The sequence below is a fragment of the Sorangium sp. So ce385 genome (assembly GCF_051474135.1).
Lineage (GTDB): Bacteria > Myxococcota_A > Polyangia > Polyangiales > Polyangiaceae > Sorangium > Sorangium cellulosum_D.
The window spans coordinates 11,789,623-11,807,909 of sequence record NZ_CP150337.1 but is presented as its reverse complement, the minus strand read 5'-3'; the positions used below and the strand labels follow the sequence as shown (position 1 = coordinate 11,807,909).

The following is an 18,287-nucleotide window of genomic DNA, read 5'->3' as shown; positions in this document are numbered from 1 at the left end:
CGCCGCATGACCTCGGAGGCCATTGTCGCTCTCGTCATCCTCGGGCTCGCGATCGCCCTGTTCGTGAGCGATCGCATGCGGCTCGACGTGGTGGCGATGACGTCCTTGCTCGCCCTCACCATCTCCGGCGTCGCCACCGTCCCCGAGGCGCTCGCCGGGTTCTCGAACCCGGCCGTGCTCATGATCGCCGGCCTCTTCATCGTCGGGGCCGCGCTCACCGACACGGGGGTCGCCGACTGGCTGGGCCAGCGCCTCGAGCGCTTCGCCGGCGGGGGGGAGGCCCAGGTGACCGTCGCGGTGATGGGCGCGACGGCGCTCGTGTCCGCCTTCATGAGCTCCACGGGGACCGTGGCGATCCTCCTCCCGGTCGTCAGCACGCTCGCGCTCCGCCGCGGGATCGCGCCGGCGCGGCTCTTCATGCCCGTCGCGTTCGCGGCGCACCTCGGGAGCAACCTCACGCTCATCAGCACCCCGCCGAACCTGCTCGTGAGCGAGGCGCTCCGCGAGGCGGGGCGAGCGCCGTTCCGCTTCTTCAGCTTCACCGCCCCGGGCCTCGTCGCGCTCGCGGTCGGCGTGGCGTACATGGCCGCGATCGGCCGCCGCGCGCTGCCCAGCAAAGGAGACAGGGCCGAGGCGGGCGCGCCGCGGTCGCTCTCGCTCGACGACCTCTCGATGGAGTACGGGCTCGGCAGCGCCCTGCGCGCCGCGCGCGTCGCGCCCGGATCGCGCCTCGCCGGCCTCACGCTCGGGGAGGCGAACCTGCGGGCGGACTTCGGCGTGACCGTGGTCGGCATCGCGCGCCCCGGGCCCCACGGCCTCGAGGCGCAGCGCGTGGTGCCGCAGACGGTGTTCGCCGCCGGCGACGAGCTGCGCATGCTCGGCAGCGACGCGGCGATCGCGGCGCTCGCCGACCGCTTCGGGCTCGAGGCGCTCTCGGCGCGCCCCGTGTTCGCTCTGCCGCCCGAGGAGTCCCTCGCCGAGGTCGTGCTGCCGCGGCGCTCCGGCCTGACGGGGAAGACCCTGCGAGAGGCCAGGTTCCGCGACCGTTACCGCGCGAGCGTGCTGTCGATCCGGCGGGGCGACGGCTGGCTCCCGGTGTTCCACGCCACCCCCGAGCTCAGGGATCTCAAGCTCCGCGCCGGCGACACGCTGCTCGTGAAGGGGCGGCTCAAGCACCTGAAGAACCTGCGCGACGAGCGGCGCGATCTCGTGCTCGTCGCCGAGCCCGACGCGCGCGGCGACGTCCTCGTCGATCGCGCGCGCGCCGCCTTCGCCCTGTGCATCACCCTGGGCATGCTCGTGTGCATGGCGTTCGGGTGGCTGCCCAACGTGATCGCCGTGCTGCTCGCCGCGCTCCTCCTCGTGCTCGCGCAGTGCGTGCGCCCGGTGGACGCCTACCGCGCCGTGAACTGGGAGAGCGTCGTGCTCATCGCCGGCATGGTCCCCCTCGCCGCCGCGCTCGAGCGCACCGGCGCGATGGGGGCCGTCGTCTCCGCCGCCGAGGGGCTCCTCGCGGGGGCGCGCCCCACGGTGGTCCTCGGCGCGCTCGTGCTCTTCACCTCGACCATCGGGATGGTGCTCTCGAACACCGCGACCGCCGTGCTCATGGCCCCAATCGCGGTCCGGCTGGCCGGGGCCCTGGGCCTCGCGCCGGAGCCGCTGCTCATCGGGGTAGCGTTCGCGTCCTCGGCCGCGTTCGCGACGCCGATCGCCTCGCCGGTGAACATCCTCGTCATGGGGCCGGGCGGCTATCAGTTCAAAGACTTCACCCGCGTCGGCCTGCCACTGCAGCTCCTCGTGCTGGCCACCACCTTGATCGTCGTCCCGCTCGTCTGGCCCTTTTGAGCGCCGGTCAACGCGCCTCCGCCGCCCGCCGGAGGCCGCCGCGCGCGGAGGACGCGAGAGCGCCGCGGACGTCGTGTCATGACATCTCGGACATTTCCCCGCTCTCCGGCCACAGGCACGCTCGCGTTTCGCCTCCACGTAGCCGCGCGCAGCCCGCCGGACCGCGCGGGCGGCGGCTCTCCAATCTTGCGAATTCGGGAGCGATCATGTAGCGCAGGATTTACGGTGATCGCTCGCAGAGAACTCACGCATATCGCGGCGTGTCCGCCGCGTGGGCCGATGGCCACCGCCCTCGTGCCGCCGCCGCGGGGTGACGCATGAGGGAGCGGCTCGAGAGCCTGCTCCTCGTCCTGGCCGTCGGCTCCGTCGTCGCCATCGGCGCCAAGCGCGTCGGGGTCCCTTACAACGTCGCGCTCGTCTTGATCGGGCTCGTCCTCGTCGTCCTCGACGTGCTGCCGAACACGCCGATGGACCCGGAGGTCATCCTCATCGCCTTCCTCCCGGTGCTCGTCTTCGAGGGCGCCCTGGCCGCCGACGCGGACATCCTGCGCGCCGCGAGCCGGCCCATCCTCGCGCTCGCCGTGCCGGGGGTGCTCATCTCGCTGCTCGGCACCGCCGCGGTGGCGACGCTGGTGCTCGATCTCCCGTTCGCGGCGGCGCTCCTGCTCGGCGCGCTGCTCGCCATCACCGACACCGTGAGCGTGCTGCTCGCCTTCCGGAGCGTCCGCGTCCCGCACCGGCTGGCCGCGATCATGGAGGGAGAGAGCCTCTTCAACGACGGCACGGCGCTCGTGCTCGTGCTGATCGCCTCGCGCGTCCTCGCGAGCGGCACGTTCGACCCGGTCGAGACCTTCCGCGCGCTCTCGATGGCGATGCTCGGCGGCGCCGTCCTCGGCGGCGCGTTCGGCGCCCTCGGCGCGGTCCTGCTCCGCCGCACGCCGGACCACCTGACCGCGATCCTCGCCTCGCTCGTGCTCGTGTTCGCCACGGCCCTGCTCACCGAGCGGCTCCACGCCTCGCCGGTCATCGCCGTCGTGGTCGCCGGCGTGGTCGTCGGCAAGGCCGCGCGCCGCCACCTCGAGCCCTCGCGCGTGCTCGCGCTGGAGGGGTTCTGGGAGACGACCGGCTTCCTCCTCAACGTGCTGCTCTTCCTGCTCGTCGGCATGCAGATCCAGGCGGACATGCTCGTGCGCGAGGCGGCCTCCATCGGCCTCGCGCTCATCGCCCTGCACGCGGGCCGGGCGGTCGCCGTCTACGGCTGCTTCGGCGCGCTCCGGGCCCTGACGCGGGAGGTCGTGCCGCTGCGCTGGCAGCACGTGATGCTGGTCGGCAACATCAAGGGCGCGCTCTCGATGGCGGCCGTCCTCAGCCTCCCGAAGGACATGCCGTTCCGCGAGCGGCTGATCACGATCGTCTTCGGCGTGACCTTCGTGACCCTGGTCGCGCAGGCGCTGCCGTTCGCGCGGCTGCTCAAGCTCCTGCGGGTCGCGGCCCCGAGCGCCGACGCCGCGCTCGACGGCGCGAAGGCGACGCTCATCGCCGCGCGGCGCGGCCAGGCGGAGCTCGACGACCTGCTCGCCGCGGGCCTCCTCTCCCGCAAGGAGCACGCGGAGCGCCGGGCCGCGTTCCAGCGCCGGGTGATCGCGGCCGAGGCGGCGCTCCAGTCGCCCCAGGGCGAGGCGGAGCGCGACCACCTCACGGATCTCGCGCTGCTCACGGCGGAGAAGGCGGCGCTGGTCGACGCGGCGAGGCGCGGGCTCATCGCCGACGAGACGGCGAACGCGCAGGTGGGGGAGATCGATCGCGAGATGATGAAGCTGCACGAGCACGAAGGAGGCCACTGAGATGCGCGTTCTCATCGCGGGCGCCGGGCGCGCGGGCCTGAGCGTCGCGGTCCACCTCGCGAAGACGGGCCACGAGGTGACCATCGTCGATCGCGACGAGTCGATCGCCAACAGCGCCTTCGAGCGCCACGGCCTCGTCTCGCTCGTCGGCGACGCGACCGACGCCGGGCTCCTCAAGGAGGCCGAGGTGGGGCGCGCCGACGTGGTCGTGGCCATGCTCCGCCGCGACGCCGACAACCTCGCCGTCGCGCTCCTCGCCCAGGCGGCGGGCGCCAAGCGCGTGATGGTGCGCATGCGCGACCCCGACTACCGGGGCGTCTACGTCCGCGCGGGCGTCCAGCGGATCCTCTCCGAGATCGACGTCTTCATCGGCGCGATGGCCACCGCCATCGAGCACCCCGGCGTCCGTCACGCGATGGTGCTCGGCGCCGGCGAGTCGGTGGCGTTCGAGCTCGACGTCCCGGCCGACTCGGCGGTCGCGGGCCGCTCGGTGAGCGTCATCGCGGGCAGCGCCGGCTTCCCCTCGTCGTGCGTCTTCGCCGGCGTCTACCGCCCCGACGGCCGCGTCGAGGCGCCGCGCGGCTCGTCCATCGTCGCGGGGGGCGCCACCGTGCTCCTCGTGGCCGCGCGCGACGAGCTCGCCGACGTCATCGCGTTCTTCCTCCGGCGCGAGCTGGGGAGCGGCGGGGTCCACGAGCGTCGCTGACGCGAGGGCAGGTGTTTCCATGGTGAGGTGCGCGGGCTACACGGGCTTGTCGGCAGGGCTGGGCGCGGCGCTGGCCGCCGTCATCGCGGGGTGCGGCGGCGACGACGGGGCCGGGGCGGCGGCGGGCGGCGGCGTCGCGGCGGCGGTCTCGTACTACCGCGACGTCAAGCCCATCTTCGACGCGCGCTGCGCGGGGTGCCACAGCGCCGGCGGCATCGCGCCGTTCTCGCTCGAGGGGCCCGACGCGGCGGCGCCCTGGGCCCCGCTCATCAAGCGGGCCGTCGTCGAGCGCACCATGCCCCCCTGGCCGGCCGACAGCGCCTGCGCCGACTACGTGGGCGATCGTTCCCTCTCCGAGCAGCAGATCCAGACGATCGCCGCGTGGGTCGACGGCGGCGCGGCCCTGGGCGACCCCGCGGAGGAGGGCCCGCCGCTCGATCGGCCGCCGAGCCCCGAGCTCGCGCGGGTGGACCGGACGCTCGAGATGCCGGTCGAGTACACCCCGCAGGCGGGGCCCGACGACTACCGCTGCTTCGTGCTCGACTGGCCGGAGGAGAGCGCGCGTTACGTCACCGGGTTCGGCGTCAGGCCCGGCGAGCAGCGCATCGTCCACCACGTGATCGCCTTCATCGCCGCGCCGGAGATGGTCGCCGACGTCGAGGCCCTCGACGCGGCCGACCCGGGCCCGGGCTATCCCTGCTTCGGGGGGCCGGGGATCAGGCCGCGCTGGCTCGGCGGCTGGGTGCCCGGCGGCGGGAGCCTCACCTTCCCGGCGGGGACGGGCACCCGGATCGAGCCGGGCTCCAAGCTGGTCGTGCAGGTTCACTACAACACGCTGACCGCGGGGAAGCTGCCGGATCGCTCCGCGATCGACGTGATGCTGGAGAGCTCGGTCGAGCGGGAGGGCTCCACGCAGCCGTGGACCAACCCGGCCTGGCTCACCGGCGACGCCATGCTCATCCCCGCCTTCGAGGCCGACGTCGGCCACCGCTGGGGGGCGCAGCCCACCCGGGCGCTCGCGGGCGGCGCGCCGATCGAGCTGCACATCGCGGGGCTCCACATGCACACGCTCGGCAAGCGCGCGCGCCTCGAGATCGAGCGAGCGGACGGCAGCACGGAGTGCGTTCTCGACATCCCGCGCTGGGATTTCCACTGGCAGGGGAGCTACACGCTCGCCCAGCCCAAGGTGCTCCACCCGGGCGACAAGCTGTCGGTCGAGTGTCACTGGGACAACACGCCCGAGAACCAGCCGATCATCGACGGTAAGCCGCGGGTCCCCGGCGATGTCGTGTGGGGAGAGGGCACGAACGATGAGATGTGTCTCAGCACCTTCTACATGACCGAGCTCTGATCTCCGCCGCGGAGCGTCGAGCCATCGAGTCCGATCACGCGCTGCGGCGACAGCGCGTCACCTCCCGAGCGCTGGATGTGGCGCCCTGCGCCGTCGCTTCGGGCGTCCCCGGCGGCGTCGATACGGAGTCCCTCCCGCCGCAACGGGTATATTCGTCAGGCCACCGCTGAGCCAGGCGCGCCCTCGTGAAAGAGAAAACCGCTTCGACCCTCTCGCAGGCCGCCCTGCGCCCCGGCGGGGCGGAGACGCTGCCGCGGGCGTCCGACGCGCCGCCGCCGTCGAGCGCGATGCCGTCGAGCGCGGGCCCGTCGAGCTTCAGCCCGCCGAGCCGCTTCGAGGAGTACCGGCTCGTCCAGAAGCTCGGCAGCGGCGGCATGGGGGACGTCTACCTCGCGCACGACACGCTGCTCGACCGCATGGTCGCGGTGAAGCTCATCCGCGCGGAGACGGCGGACGCCGAGGTGCGCGCGCGGCTGCTCGCCGAGGCGCGCGCCGCCGCGCGCATCCAGCACCCGAACGTGGTCGCCATCTACCGCGTGGGCGAGCTCCGGGGACAGCTGTACATCGTGTCGGAGTTCGTCCGCGGCCAGAGCCTCGACCGCGTGACCGTGCCGATGCCCTCGCAGCGCGTGCTCGAGCTCGGGGCAGGGCTCGCGCGGGGCCTCGCGGCCGCGCACCGCCGGGGGGTGCTGCACCTCGACATCAAGCCGGCCAACGCGGTGCTCACCTTCGACGGCGAGGCGAAGCTCCTCGACTTCGGCCTCGCCAAGCTCCTCGACCCGGCCGCGGTGCAGGCGCCCGCGATCCGCGGCGTCGCGGCGCCGCCCGGGGCGCACGGCGACGACGCCGCGCTCGCGCACGGCGACGAGCCGCTCGACGGCGGCATCCGCGAGGCGGCCGAGATGGCGGCGCGGCTGCTCGACGCGACGAGGGGCGTCGACGGCGGCACGCCCCACTACCTGCCGCCCGAGCTGTGGCGCGGCGAGCTGGCGACCCGCCGCTCCGACGTGTACTCGCTCGGCGCGCTGCTCTTCGAGCTCTGCGCCGGCGTCCCGCCGCACGACGACGTGCCGATGCTCGAGCTCCCGCGCGTCGTCCAGTGCGAGCGGCCCCGGCCCCTCGCCGCGCTCGCGCCGGGCGTCGACGCGCGGCTCGCGGCGGTCATCGAGCGGTGCCTCGAGATCGACCCCGCCGCCCGCTTCGCCTCGGGCGACGAGCTGCGCGACGCGCTCGAGCAGCTGCTCGCGCGGAGCCGGCACGCCTCGATCGCGCCGGAGGGCAACCCCTACCGCGGGCTGCTCGTCTTCGACGTCGAGCACCGCGCGGTGTTTTACGGGCGCAGCTCCGAGACGGGGACGATCCTCGACCGGCTGCGCTCCGAGCCCATGCTCGTCGTGGCCGGCGACTCGGGCTCGGGCAAGTCGTCGCTCTGCCGGGCCGGCGTGCTCTCGCTCGTGCTCGAGGGCGCCCTCGGCGGCGGGCGCGCCTTCCAGGCGGCGATGATGGTGCCCGGCCGGCGCCCGCTCGCCGCGCTGGCCGCCGCCCTCGAGCCGGTCCTCGGCGCGCCCGCCGAGCGCATCGCCGAGGCCGTGCGCGCGGCCCCGGGCTCGCTCGTCCGCGACCTCCGCGCGCGCCTCGGCGAGCGCGGAGGGCTCGTGCTGTTCATCGACCAGCTGGAGGAGCTCGCGACCCTCAGCAGCCCGGCCGAGGCGGCGCTCGTCGGCGACGTCCTCAGCGCCTTCGCGGCGCGCTCGCCGTCGCTGCGCCTGCTCGCCACGGTGCGCGGCGACTTCCTCGCGCGCGTCGCCGGCATCTCCGGCCTGGGCGACGAGATCGAGCGCGCGCTCTACCTGCTCCGCCCGATGTCCGCGGACAAGCTCCGGGAGGCGATCACCGGGCCGGCGCGGGCCAAGGGCGTCGCGTTCGAGTCGGACGCGGTCGTCGACGCCCTCGTCGAGTCCACGGCCCGCGCCGAGGGCGGGCTGCCTCTCCTCCAGTTCGCGCTCGCCGAGCTCTGGGACGCCCGCGCCGCGCCCGACGCGCCCCTCAGCAGCGCGGATCTCGCTCAGATCGGCGGGGTCGAGGGCGCGCTCGCCCGCCACGCCGATCGCGTGCTCGGCCGCATGCCGCCCGCGGTCCACGCGGCGGCGCGGCGGCTGCTCGGCGAGCTCATCACGCCGCAGGGCACGCGGGCGCGGCGCGCGGAGGTCGAGCTCGCGGGGCCGGGCGGCGACGAGGCGGCGCGCGCGGCGCTCGAGGCGCTCGTGCAGGGCCGCCTCCTGTTCGCCCGCGAGGGCGAGCAGGGGACGGTCTACGAGATCGCCCACGAGGCGTTGATCCACGGGTGGGGGACGCTGCGCCACTGGCTCGAGGAGCAGCGCGAGCAGCGGGCGACGCGCCAGCGCCTCGACGCCTCCGCCGCCGAGTGGGAGCGGCTCGGCCGGCGCCGCGACGCGCTCTTCAGCGCGCGCCAGCTGCTGGAGGCGAAGGGCCTCGAGCCGGGCGATCTGCCGCCGCGCGAGGCGGCGTTCCTCCGGGCGTCGCGGCGCGCCGTCCTGACGCAGCGCGTGGCCCGGTGGGCGCTCGCCGTGGGGGTCCCGCTCGTCGCGGCGCTGCTCTACGGCGCGCTGGAGCTCAGGGCGTCGCGCCAGCTCGCCGCGCGGGCGGACCGGAAGATCCAGGAGGCCGCGGACATCTCGGCCGCCGCGTCGCGCGAGGGCGCCGCGGCCGAGGCGCTCCGCGCCGAGGCGCTCGCGGCGTTCGACGGCCGGCGCCGCGACGAGGGGGAGGCGCTCTGGGAGCGCGCGCGCAGGCGCGCCGCCGAGGCCGAGCGGCTCCACCTGCAGGCGAGCCAGAAGCTGGAGGCGGTGCTCACGCTCGACGGCGCCCGCCGCGACGCGCGCGATCTGCTCGGCGACGTGCTCTACGAGCGCGCGCTCGCCGCGGACAGCCGGGGCCACCCCTCGCTGCGCGACGAGCTGCTCCAGCGCATGACCACGTACGATCCCGACGGCGTGCGCCGGCAGCGGTGGAGCGCGCCCGTCGAGGTGGCCATCGAGACCGACCCCCCCGGCGCCGACGTCACGCTGGAGCGGTACGAGACGGACGCGGACGGGCGCCGGCAGCTTGTCGACCTGCGGGTCCGCGGGTCGACGCCGCTCTCGGGCATCGCGCTCGCGCAGGGCTCTTACCTGCTCACGTGCGAGGCGCGGAACCGCACCATCGTGCGGTATCCGTTCCTGGTCCGCCGCGGCGAGCCGCGGCGCCTCTCCATCCCGCTGCCGCCCGCGGGGGACGTCCCTCCCGGGTTCATCTACATTCCGCCCGGACGATTCCTCTTCGGCGCCGCCCTGGACGACATGTACCGGTGGGCGTTCCTCTCGACCGTTCCCCTTCACGAGATCAGCACGGGCGCCTACCTCATCGCGCGGCACGAGACGACGTTTCAGGAGTGGCTCGACTACGTCCAGACGCTCCCGAGAGAGTCCCGCGAGCGGTCGTCCATCCAGGCGGGCAACGGCGCCATGACGGGCGCCCTCGGGCTGCGCCGTCTGCCCAGCGGCGTGTGGCAGCTGACGATTCAGCCCACGGTGCAGGCCTACACGGCGCGCGCCGGCGAGCCGCTCGTCTACCCCTCGCGGGCGGTCCGTGCGCAGCAGGACTGGCTTCGTTTCCCGGTCACGGGCATCTCGTTCGCGCAGGCGACCGAGTATGCCGCGTGGCTCCACAGGACGGGCCGTGTCCGCGGGGCCCGGCTGTGCACCGATCACGAGTGGGAGCGCGCGGCGAGGGGCGCTGACAGCCGGATCTTCCCGCACGGGGACACGCTCTCTCCCGGCGACGCCAACTTCGATGAGACCTATGGCAAGGAGAGCTCCACGATGGGTCCAGATGAGGTGGGCTCGCACCCCGCCTCACGTAGTCCCTTCGGGGTCGACGACATGGCGGGGAACGTCCTCGAGTGGGCCATTTCGTCGATTGAGGTCGACAAAGTACTTTTGCGCGGCGGGGCTTACCTCTACGATCAAACATCGGTCCGGAGTGACAACCGGACCGTCGTTGACGGCACCTTCCTCGATCCGGTGATTGGGCTACGCATCTGTGCTTCCTTTCCTCCACCTCCGTAAAGGGTGACGAGGATCCGCGGCGCCCGGGCAGCGCCGAGAGATGCCGCGCCCCTCGCGGGAGCGGAGCCCGACAGCCGGGAGGAAGATCGTCGGCGCGCAGGGCGTCATGGCTTGAGCGTCAGCGTTCGGAGGCGATCATGTTTCAGCGAGGGTTCCTGGCAGGGGCGATGGTCGGGCTCATCTCCGTGGGTGTCGGTTGCGTCGCGGAGGTCGAGGGCGGCGAGGGCGACGAGGCGCCGGCGGAGGGCGCGCTCGAGCTGCGGGCGCTCAACGATCTCACCTTCAACGGCACCTACCTGAACGGCACCCAGCTCAACGGGGTGCGCTTCAACGGGGTCCGCTTCAACGGGGTGCGCTTCAACGGGGTTTCGCTGGAAGGGGCGACGCTGGTCGGGACGCGCGCGAGCGACGGCAAGCCCGTCCGCGGGGTCGACTTCATCGGCGCGGAGGCCGAGGCGGTCCTGGACGATCGATCGACCGTGATCGTCCGCATCACGAACGTCGTCGAGCGCGACGGGATCGCCTATTACACGGTGAAGTACGACGCCGGCGGCGCGGTCTGGGCGAACGTCTGCGGCGAGGGCCTCGACGCGATCGCGGTGAAGGGGATCTGGGATCCGGTGACCGGCGCCTTCTCGGACGACGGGAGCCAGTTCACGTTCGCCTGCCAGGGCGCGGCGATCGCGAAGTGCGCCGAGTGGGGCTACAGGGACTGGCAGACCACGGCGGAGTGCGACGGGAAGCGCTGCGAGAGCAGGGATCTCTCGTACTTCCACAAGGCGTGCGTCCGCATGGTGCGCGCGGACTACTGCGGCGACGGCGCGCCGCACACGCGGGCCGGGACGGCGATCGACGTCTGGGATGCGCTCGGCATCCAGCGCGAGACGGGGGGCTCTGGCATGAGCCTCGAGGCCGAGTGGACGGTGGACGGCGCCGCCTGCATCCGGCGCACGCGGTGGCGGGGCGCCGTCGGCAACCCGGACCGCGACTACGTCATGGCGCATTGCCCGGAGCGGTGGGCCGGGGCCGATCCGAGCTGCGGCGGGCCCGGCTCGACGTTCAACAAGGAGAGCGGCTTCGCGACGCCGCTCGCCGAGCGGCGCCTCCTGCGGAACGCGTCGTTCACGACGAACGTGAGCCCGCTGTAGGCGCGCCGCGGCGCCAGGCCGGACGCGCGGGCACGGTCGCGCCCGGGCAGCGGAGCGCCGGAGCGCGTCAGCGATGCGACGCGACGATCGAGGGGAGCGCGCCGCGCGCCTCACGGATCTCGCCGATCCCCACGTGACGGAGCCCCGCGGAGGAAGGCTGCGTCGGCGAGACCGTGGCCGCGCTGATCGCGGCGGAGCAGCGCGCCCGCGCCGAGGACGCCGCCGTCCGCGCGGACGTCTTGTCGAGCCGGCCGACCGGCCGAGGCCGGCGCTGCGGGGCCAGGGCGCGCGATGGATCCGGCGCGGCGGCGCTCAGCTCTTCGCAGCGGCGAGGATCGCCGCTGCGTGCTCCTTCGGATCCACATCGAGCCAGACCTGCTTGATCTTGCCGTCCTTTCCGATGAGGAAGGACTGGCGCGCGGCGAGGTCGTTGCGCATCGGCACGTGGAACGCGCTGGAGATCGCGCCGCCTTCGTCGACGACGAGCGGGAACGGGAGCTCGTATTTCTGGATGAAGGCCTGGTGGCTCTGCGCGTCCTGGGTCGAGACACCGTAGACCTCGAGCCCGGCGCCCTGGAGATCGGCCCAGCCGTCGCGCAGGCCCTTGGCCTGGATGGTGCAGCCCGGCGTGTCGTCCTTCGGGTAGAAATAGACGAGCACCTGCTTGCCTTGCAGGCTGGAGAGCTTCACCTCTCGGCCGTCGTGCAGCTTGAAGGTCACGTCGGGCGCGGCGTCGCCGGGCTTGAGCGCGGCGGGCTGGGCGGAGGCGCTCGTCGTCTCGGAGGGCTTCTCGGCGGCCTTGCCGGACGCGCCGGAGGGCTCGTCGCAGCCGGCGGCGAGGGCCAGCGCGGCGAGCGCGATGGCGAGGGTGGAGGCGAGGTGCGTCGTGCGCGTCATGATGGCGTGCATCGTTCCACCGGCCTCCGCCAACGGCAAGCGCGCGTCAGGCGGCGGCGGCGGCGGCGGCGGCGGCGGTGGCGCGCGCCGCCGCTGAGGTTGCCAGGGCCATGCGGACGTTGGCAGGGGATCGGGGGCGCTCGCGAGCGCGCGAGAGCGTCGAGGAGAGACATCGTCAGCTCGTCAGGAGAACTGGTGAGCTGACTCGGTGTCTCCGGCGATTGAAGGGGTGAGCGTCAGGCTCGTTGTCCACACCGCGCCTCGCTGCTCAGGGCCGCCGCGGGCCGGCGCAGGCGGCGACCCGCTCGCGCCCCGGCGCCGACAGCAGGCGCCGGCAGCAGGCGAGCAATGCAAAACGTCCTGACGAAAAGCTAAGGTGGCGCCCGAGGCGCGCTCCACGCTATATCTGCGTTTGCCATGCGCTGGACACCTGGGAAACGCAGTGCGAACCTCCGAGATCTCCGCGGCGCCTCCGGCGGAGCGAAGCTCGGCGTCGGCGGGACGGTGATCCTGCTCGTGCTCTCCCTCGTCTTCGGGAAAGATCTCCTCTCCTCGGGGCTCGGCCAGGGCGTCTCGCTCCCCGGCGCGCAGAGCGAGCGCGCGAGCTCGCCCGAGGAGGAGCGGCTCGTCGACTTCGTCTCGTTCGTCCTCGATGACACCGAGGCCGTGTGGAAGCAGGTGTTCAGCCGGATGGGGCAGACCTATCCGGCGCCGCAGCTGACGCTGTTCACCGACTCCGTGAGGTCGGGCTGCGGCGTCGGCGAGGCGGCCATGGGGCCGTTCTACTGCCCGGCGGATCGCACGGCGTACATCGACCTCGGCTTCTACCGCGAGCTCAAGGCGCGGTTCGGCGCGCCGGGCGACTTCGCCCAAGCGTACGTGCTCGCCCACGAGATCGGCCACCACGTGCAGAACGTGCTCGGCATCGAGCGAAAAATGCGCCAGCAGCAAGCGGCGCGCCCGAGCGAGCGGAACGCCCTCTCCGTGCGCATGGAGCTCCAGGCGGACTGCTTCGCCGGCGTTTGGGCCAACTCCACGGCGAAGCGCGATCTGCTCGAGGAGGGCGACGCCGACGAGGCGCTCCAGGCCGCGTCCGCGATCGGCGACGACCGGCTGCAGAAGAGCGCGACCGGCAGGGTCAACCCGGAGACGTGGACGCACGGCTCGTCCGCGCAGCGGGTCGCCTGGTTCAAGCGCGGCATGCGCGGCGGCCGCATCGAGGACTGCGACACGTTCGCGGAGGCCTCGCCCTGAAGGCGCGGCGCGCGTCCGAGGCGGCCGGGTCGTCCCCCGCGCCGGGCGGCGCCGGCGCTGAGCGGCGCCGCTCCGCCGCCGACGGCCGCCGATCCCGCCCAGGGCCCGCGCGCTTCGGGCGGCCGCCGGCGGCCGCCGCCCGGAGGGGTGCGTTCGAGACGACCGCGAAGGCAGCCGGCTGAGCCCGCGGCGCCTCGTCCGGGCCGGCAGCGCCGAGCGCGCATGAAGCGAGAGCGCCTGAAGAGCGGCTCGCGACAGCTCCGCGCGACGGTGTACCCTGCTCGTCCGCCGATGGTCTCGCCGTACGGTGCTCCTCGCTTCCCGCCGCAAGGCCGCTCCCTGCGCGGTCGATCCCGCCCGGTGGCGCCGTGAGCCTGCGCGAGGCGACCGACCCCTGGACCGCGGCGCCGCGTTCGATCGCGGAGGTCGTCGAGGACAGCCTCCCCCAGATCGAGGTGCGCTGCCGCCCGCGGGCCATCGCCACGGTCGTCGCCCGCGTCACGGCCGACCTGGGCGACGAGGATCCCCCGCGGCCCGCGCTGCTCGCCGCGCTCGCCCGGTGCGCCGACGGCGCGGCCGCCGAGGTCGACCGGCTGCGCAGCGCCGAGTCCGCGCTCGTGGTCGCCTATCAGTCGGCCGCCACCCCGGCCGAGCGGCGCGAGCTCCTCGCCCGGCAGCTCCGCGTCTGGGCGCGCGAGCGCAAGAAGAGCGGCGACGCCTCCCCGCTCGGCTGGGCCGCCGCGCGCGTCGAGCAGGCCGGCGACCTCTCGGCGCTCGCCCGCAACCTCGACCTCGAGGCGGCCCAGGAGCGCTTCGCCACGGCCATCGCCGACCGCCTCGACGAGATCGAGGTCGCCTACCACGCGCTCACCCACCTCGCGCAGCACCTCGACCCGCCCGACGCGCTGCACGTCGTCCGCGACGGCGGCGTCCTCCGGCTCGCCATCGCGCACGCCGAGCCGAGCCGCCCCGCGCCCGTCCGCCGGGCCGCCATGCTCGCGGCCGTCGCCCTCCTGCACCGCATCCCGGCGCGCGAGCGGCTCGGCCACCTCGGGCTCGACGCGGCCCGCTCGGTGCTGGCGTGGTCGCGCGGCGTGGGCGCGTCCCGCTGGGTGCAGATCGCCGCCCTCGAGATCGGCGTCCTCCTCTTCCCCGACGAGGCGTTCTCGCTGCTCGCCGAGCGCATCCGCGCGCGCGACCCGGCGGACAAGGACGGCCCCATCCTCCGCCGCAACGCCCTGCGCCTCCTCGGCGCGGCCGCGCGCCCGTCCGCCCCGGTGATCCCGCTCGGCGACGCGCGCGCGCCGAGCGCGGCGCGGCCCGCCGGCGCAGCCCAGGACCCGCGCCGCCGGAGCGGCGCGCAGGCCGGCCGCGGCAGCACGCCGAGCGCCGCGCCGGAGGCAGCCTCCTCCGGGGGCGCCCTCGAGGGCCCGGGCGGCGCCGAGCTGCCCGACGCGCCCGCGCCCGACTCGGCGCCCCGGCTCAGCGCGGAGACCGCCGTGAGCGCGCCGCCCGCGCGCGCGGCCTCCGCGAGCGCGGACCCGCTCGCCATCGCGCTCCTCGCCCGCGACGACCCGAGCGAGCACGTCCGCCAGGAGCTCGTGCGCCAGCTCCTCGCGCTCGGCAGCCCCGAGGCCCTCACGGCGCTCACCGAGGTCGCCGAGGCCGACGGGTCGCCGCGCGTCCGCGGCTACGCCATGCGGGAGCTCTCGCGCTTCGCGACCGAGCACGCGGACGCCGTCCCGTACGCCGAGCGCGTCGTCCGCTTCGCCCTCACCAAGCCCGGCCCGCCGCTCGCGTCCCGCGCGGCCCTCGAGGCGGTGCGCACGCTCTGCGCCGGGCCCTACGCCCCGCTGCCGCCGGCGACGTTCGTCGACCTGCTCGCCGAGTTCGCGAGCCGCCCGGCGATCTCGCCGGATCTGTCCGACGAGGCGGCCGCGGCGCTGCGGCTGCTCGAGGTCGAGAGCCGCCCGGTCGCCGAGCACGTCCGGCAGGCGCTCGTGGCCGCGGCCTCGGAGCTCCTCGAGGGCGAGAGCGCGCCGGTCGAGATCCCGGCCGACGCCGAGCCCCGGGACATCGAGCGCGCGCTCCTGGTCGCCTCGCGCGGCGACATGACCTACACGCTCCGGCGCCGCGGCCGGGGCCGGTACGTGCTCACGCGCGGCGAGCCGCGCGGCTTCCGCCTCTGGCGGCTCATCCACGAGATGCGCACCCCGATGCCGGACAAGCGCAAGGGGTGGATCCACACGAGCGGCCGCCTATTCGCGGGCGAGCTCGTCGCGCCGCCGGTCGGCATGGCGGAGGTCACGCCCACGCGCGTGCCGGGCGAGCGCCACGTCTACCCCCCCGTCGGCGGCTGGGGGCCGTTCGTCCCCCGCATCGACGATCTGCTCGCCGCGGCCAGCCTGACCCAGCGCGAGATCCGCCTCATCACGGCGCGCGGGACGGTCACGGTGCGCGCGCCGGCCAAGCTCGCGCACCGGCTGCGCGCGCGCGCCCTGCTGACGTGGCGCTACGACCGCTACGCGCAGGCCCGCATGCGCGCGCTCGTGGCGCAGGAGCCGGCCGAGCAGAAGAAGTTCACGCTGATGACCGGCGAGCTCGGCTTCACGGTCGCGCTCGGCGACACCGGGGGCGAGGTCGACGGCCGCCCGTTCGCGCTCGAGCCGCACCTGCCGAGCAAGTACCTCGCCGTCGCGCTGCCCTCGGCGCTCCAGCTCGGCCGCGACTGGCTCGTCGGCCCGTCGGTGCCCGTCTGGATCGACAGCTTCCTCTCGTACCTCGTGTCGCCCGCGGGCAACGTCCCGACGCAGCTCGCGTGGATCGTGTTCCTCGTCCTCGCGTACATGGTGCTGCGCGCCGCGTGGATCATGACGCAGATCGAGCGCGCGCGCCGGGGCATCCCGCTCACCATCGGCGGCTGGGGCACGCGCGGCAAGAGCGGCTCGGAGCGGCTCAAGGCCGCGCTGTTCCACGCGCTCCGGTACGACGTCGTCGTGAAGACGACCGGCTGCGAGGCGATGTTCATCCACGCGATGCGCGACCTGCCCGCGCAGGAGATCTTCATCTACCGCCCCTACGACAAGGCGACCATCTGGGAGCAGCGGAACATCCTCGCCGCCGGGAGGAACCTCCGCGCGCAGGTGTTCCTGTGGGAGTGCATGGCGCTCCAGCCGCTCTTCGTGGACACGCTCTGCTCGGAGTGGATGCGCGACGAGATCACGACGCTGACGAACGCGTACCCGGATCACGAGGACATCCAGGGCCCCGGGGGCGAGGACGTCGCGCGGGTGATCGCGCGCTTCATGCCCACGGACGGGCTGTCGTTCACGACCGAGGAGCAGATGCTCCCGCTGCTCAAGGACCAGGCGCAGCGCAAGGGGACGAACCTCGTCGCGATCCCGCCGATCGACGCGGATCTCTTGCCGGTCGACCTCCTCGATCGGCTCCCGTACCAGGAGCACCCGCGCAACGTCGCGCTGGTGCTGGCGCTCGCGGATCACTTCGGGGTCGATCGCGAGTTCGCGCTGGTCGAGATCGCGGATCACGTGATCCTCGACCTCGGCGTGCTGAAGACGTACCCGACGGTGCAGTACCGGGGGCGGAAGCTGACGTTCTCGAACGGGATGAGCGCGAACGAGCGCGCCGGGTTCATGTCGAACTGGACGCGGCTCGCGTTCGACAAGCACGACATGGACGCGACGCCCGGCAAGGCGACGGTGATGGTGGTGAACAACCGCGCGGATCGGGTCGCGCGGTCGCGCGTGTTCGCGCAGATCATCGTCGAGGACATCGGGGTCGATCACGTGGTGCTGATCAACTCGAACCTCGGCGGGATGATGCAGTTCATCACGGAGGGGCTCGACGCGCGCCTGCGCGACATGGTGATCACGGGCGACGGGGGCAAGGAGCGCGCGCTCGAGCGCTTCGACGAGCAGATGAAGAAGGTCGGCGTCCCGGCGCGCGCGGGCGCGTTCGAGGACGATCTCACCCGGATGCTGCGCGCGCTGCCGACGATCGACGAGGCGGCGGCGGCGGCGATCGTGGGCGGCCCGGAGGTAGCGGGCAAGAAGGGGGAGCCCGAGGCGATCGAGGCGGCGGTGAAGAAGGCGCTGGAGGCGCACGCGCCGCCCGCGGGCGAGGACGACATCCGCCCCGACATCGTCCACCACGCGGCGCGGCTGTCGCGGCGGCTGGCCCGGCGCGACAAGGCGCGCGCGGAGGTCGAGGCGGCGCTGTCGCGGGGCGCCGACGCCGAGGCCAACCAGGCGTTCCGGGCGGCGTTCCGCGAGCTGTTCCTCGAGCGCATCGCGGTCCTGTGGAACGCCGACGCCAAGGGGGACAAGGTGATCGACTTCATCACGCGCGAGATCCCGCCGGGGTTCGACGCGCGGCTGATGGGGTCGCAGAACATCAAGGGCACCGGGCTCGACTTCGTTTATCGGTGGCTGTCGATGGACCGGGTGCGGACCGCGATCGAGCGGATGCAGAGCAACCCCTCGGCGCGGCGCGAGGTGCTGACGTTCTTCCTGTCGTACTCGGATTTCGGCCTCATCGATCTGCGCGAGGCGCTCGCGGCGGTGCGCGTGGCCAAGGAGCAGGGCGGCGCCGGGTGGGCGGAGCACGCGAACCTCATCGACGGGGCGATCCGCAGGCTCGAGGCGCTCGACAAGGAGAAGACGGCGGCGCTCGTGGTGACGGGCAAGACGGGGGTGGGGACGAAGGTGCTGCTCCGGATAGAGCAGTTCGTGGATCACATGGACTCGGTGCGCCGGACGCGGTGGGCGAAGATCGTGATGGACGATCTGTTCGCGATGCGCATCGGCCACGGCCAGGCCGCGCTGCTGCTGCGGGAGATCGTCGGGCGGCAGAAGGGCGGCTGGCTGGCGAAAGACCTCGCCAAGTGGGTCGAGAAGCGCAGGGCGTGGCTGGAGAGCCGGCGGAAGAAGCCGAAGAAGGCCGAGGCGGCCGCGCCGCCGGGGGCGCCGGCGACGGAGCAGGGGTGACGCGGGTGGGGAACGGGGGCGAGCTCGACCGGCTGGGGGAAGAGCAGCCAGCGGAGTAGAGGCCGGGCGGGGAGGAGGGGAGCGCGGCGGTGGGCCGCTTCGGACCTTC

9 protein-coding genes are annotated in these 18,287 nt (G+C 74.1%); 8 read left to right on the top strand and 1 reads right to left on the bottom strand.

What is annotated here, in order from left to right:
• The first annotated feature begins 6 nt into the window (after positions 1-6).
• The 6 genes from WME83_RS43210 (at position 7) to WME83_RS43185 (ending at position 11,021) form a co-directional block, all read left to right on the top strand.
• Positions 7-1,845 carry an SLC13 family permease gene (locus WME83_RS43210; RefSeq protein WP_437315538.1) on the top strand — a complete coding sequence of 613 codons (1,839 nt, stop codon included), beginning with the start codon at positions 7-9 and terminating at the stop codon, positions 1,843-1,845.
• 317 nt (positions 1,846-2,162) lie between these two features.
• On the top strand, positions 2,163-3,689 hold the full coding sequence (locus WME83_RS43205) for a cation:proton antiporter (protein ID WP_437315537.1): 1,527 nt from the start codon (positions 2,163-2,165) through the stop codon (positions 3,687-3,689).
• A 1-nt stretch (position 3,690) separates the two neighbouring features.
• Positions 3,691-4,395: a potassium channel family protein gene (locus WME83_RS43200; protein WP_437315536.1), complete on the top strand. Its 705-nt coding sequence runs from the start codon at positions 3,691-3,693 to the stop codon at positions 4,393-4,395.
• Between the two features lie 19 nt (positions 4,396-4,414).
• Positions 4,415-5,746, top strand: a complete 1,332-nt coding sequence (locus tag WME83_RS43195) for a monooxygenase (protein ID WP_437315535.1) — start codon at positions 4,415-4,417, stop codon at positions 5,744-5,746.
• A gap of 185 nt (positions 5,747-5,931) precedes the next feature.
• Positions 5,932-9,873, top strand: a complete 3,942-nt coding sequence (locus WME83_RS43190; protein WP_437315534.1) for an nSTAND1 domain-containing NTPase — start codon at positions 5,932-5,934, stop codon at positions 9,871-9,873.
• A 137-nt stretch (positions 9,874-10,010) separates the two neighbouring features.
• The gene (locus WME83_RS43185) at positions 10,011-11,021 is read left to right on the top strand and encodes an ADYC domain-containing protein (RefSeq protein ID WP_437315533.1); all 1,011 of its coding nucleotides are present in this window, start codon (positions 10,011-10,013) and stop codon (positions 11,019-11,021) included.
• Positions 11,022-11,333: 312 nt separating this feature from the next.
• Here the strand turns inward: WME83_RS43185 and WME83_RS43180 are convergent, their stop codons facing one another.
• Complete coding sequence (locus WME83_RS43180; protein ID WP_437315532.1) at positions 11,334-11,918, bottom strand: peroxiredoxin; 585 nt, start codon at positions 11,916-11,918, stop codon at positions 11,334-11,336.
• Positions 11,919-12,335: 417 nt separating this feature from the next.
• On the opposite strand from WME83_RS43180, the gene ypfJ reads away from it, so the two are divergent.
• Together ypfJ and WME83_RS43170 are read left to right on the top strand one after the other, a co-directional pair.
• Positions 12,336-13,172: a KPN_02809 family neutral zinc metallopeptidase gene (ypfJ, locus tag WME83_RS43175; RefSeq protein WP_437315531.1), complete on the top strand. Its 837-nt coding sequence runs from the start codon at positions 12,336-12,338 to the stop codon at positions 13,170-13,172.
• A gap of 368 nt (positions 13,173-13,540) precedes the next feature.
• A complete protein-coding gene (locus tag WME83_RS43170) occupies positions 13,541-18,178 on the top strand; it encodes a capsule biosynthesis protein CapB (protein ID WP_437315530.1) in 4,638 nt (1,545 codons plus the stop codon).
• Positions 18,179-18,287 lie beyond the last annotated feature (109 nt).

Coding starts and splice junctions, on each gene's coding strand:
- WME83_RS43210 (WP_437315538.1), top strand. CDS start 7: ATGACCTCGGAGGCCATTGTCGCTCTCGTCATCCTCGGGCTCGCGATC.
- WME83_RS43205 (WP_437315537.1), top strand. CDS start 2,163: ATGAGGGAGCGGCTCGAGAGCCTGCTCCTCGTCCTGGCCGTCGGCTCC.
- WME83_RS43200 (WP_437315536.1), top strand. CDS start 3,691: ATGCGCGTTCTCATCGCGGGCGCCGGGCGCGCGGGCCTGAGCGTCGCG.
- WME83_RS43195 (WP_437315535.1), top strand. CDS start 4,415: ATGGTGAGGTGCGCGGGCTACACGGGCTTGTCGGCAGGGCTGGGCGCG.
- WME83_RS43185 (WP_437315533.1), top strand. CDS start 10,011: ATGTTTCAGCGAGGGTTCCTGGCAGGGGCGATGGTCGGGCTCATCTCC.
- WME83_RS43180 (WP_437315532.1), bottom strand. CDS start 11,918: ATGACGCGCACGACGCACCTCGCCTCCACCCTCGCCATCGCGCTCGCC.
- ypfJ (WP_437315531.1), top strand. CDS start 12,336: ATGCGCTGGACACCTGGGAAACGCAGTGCGAACCTCCGAGATCTCCGC.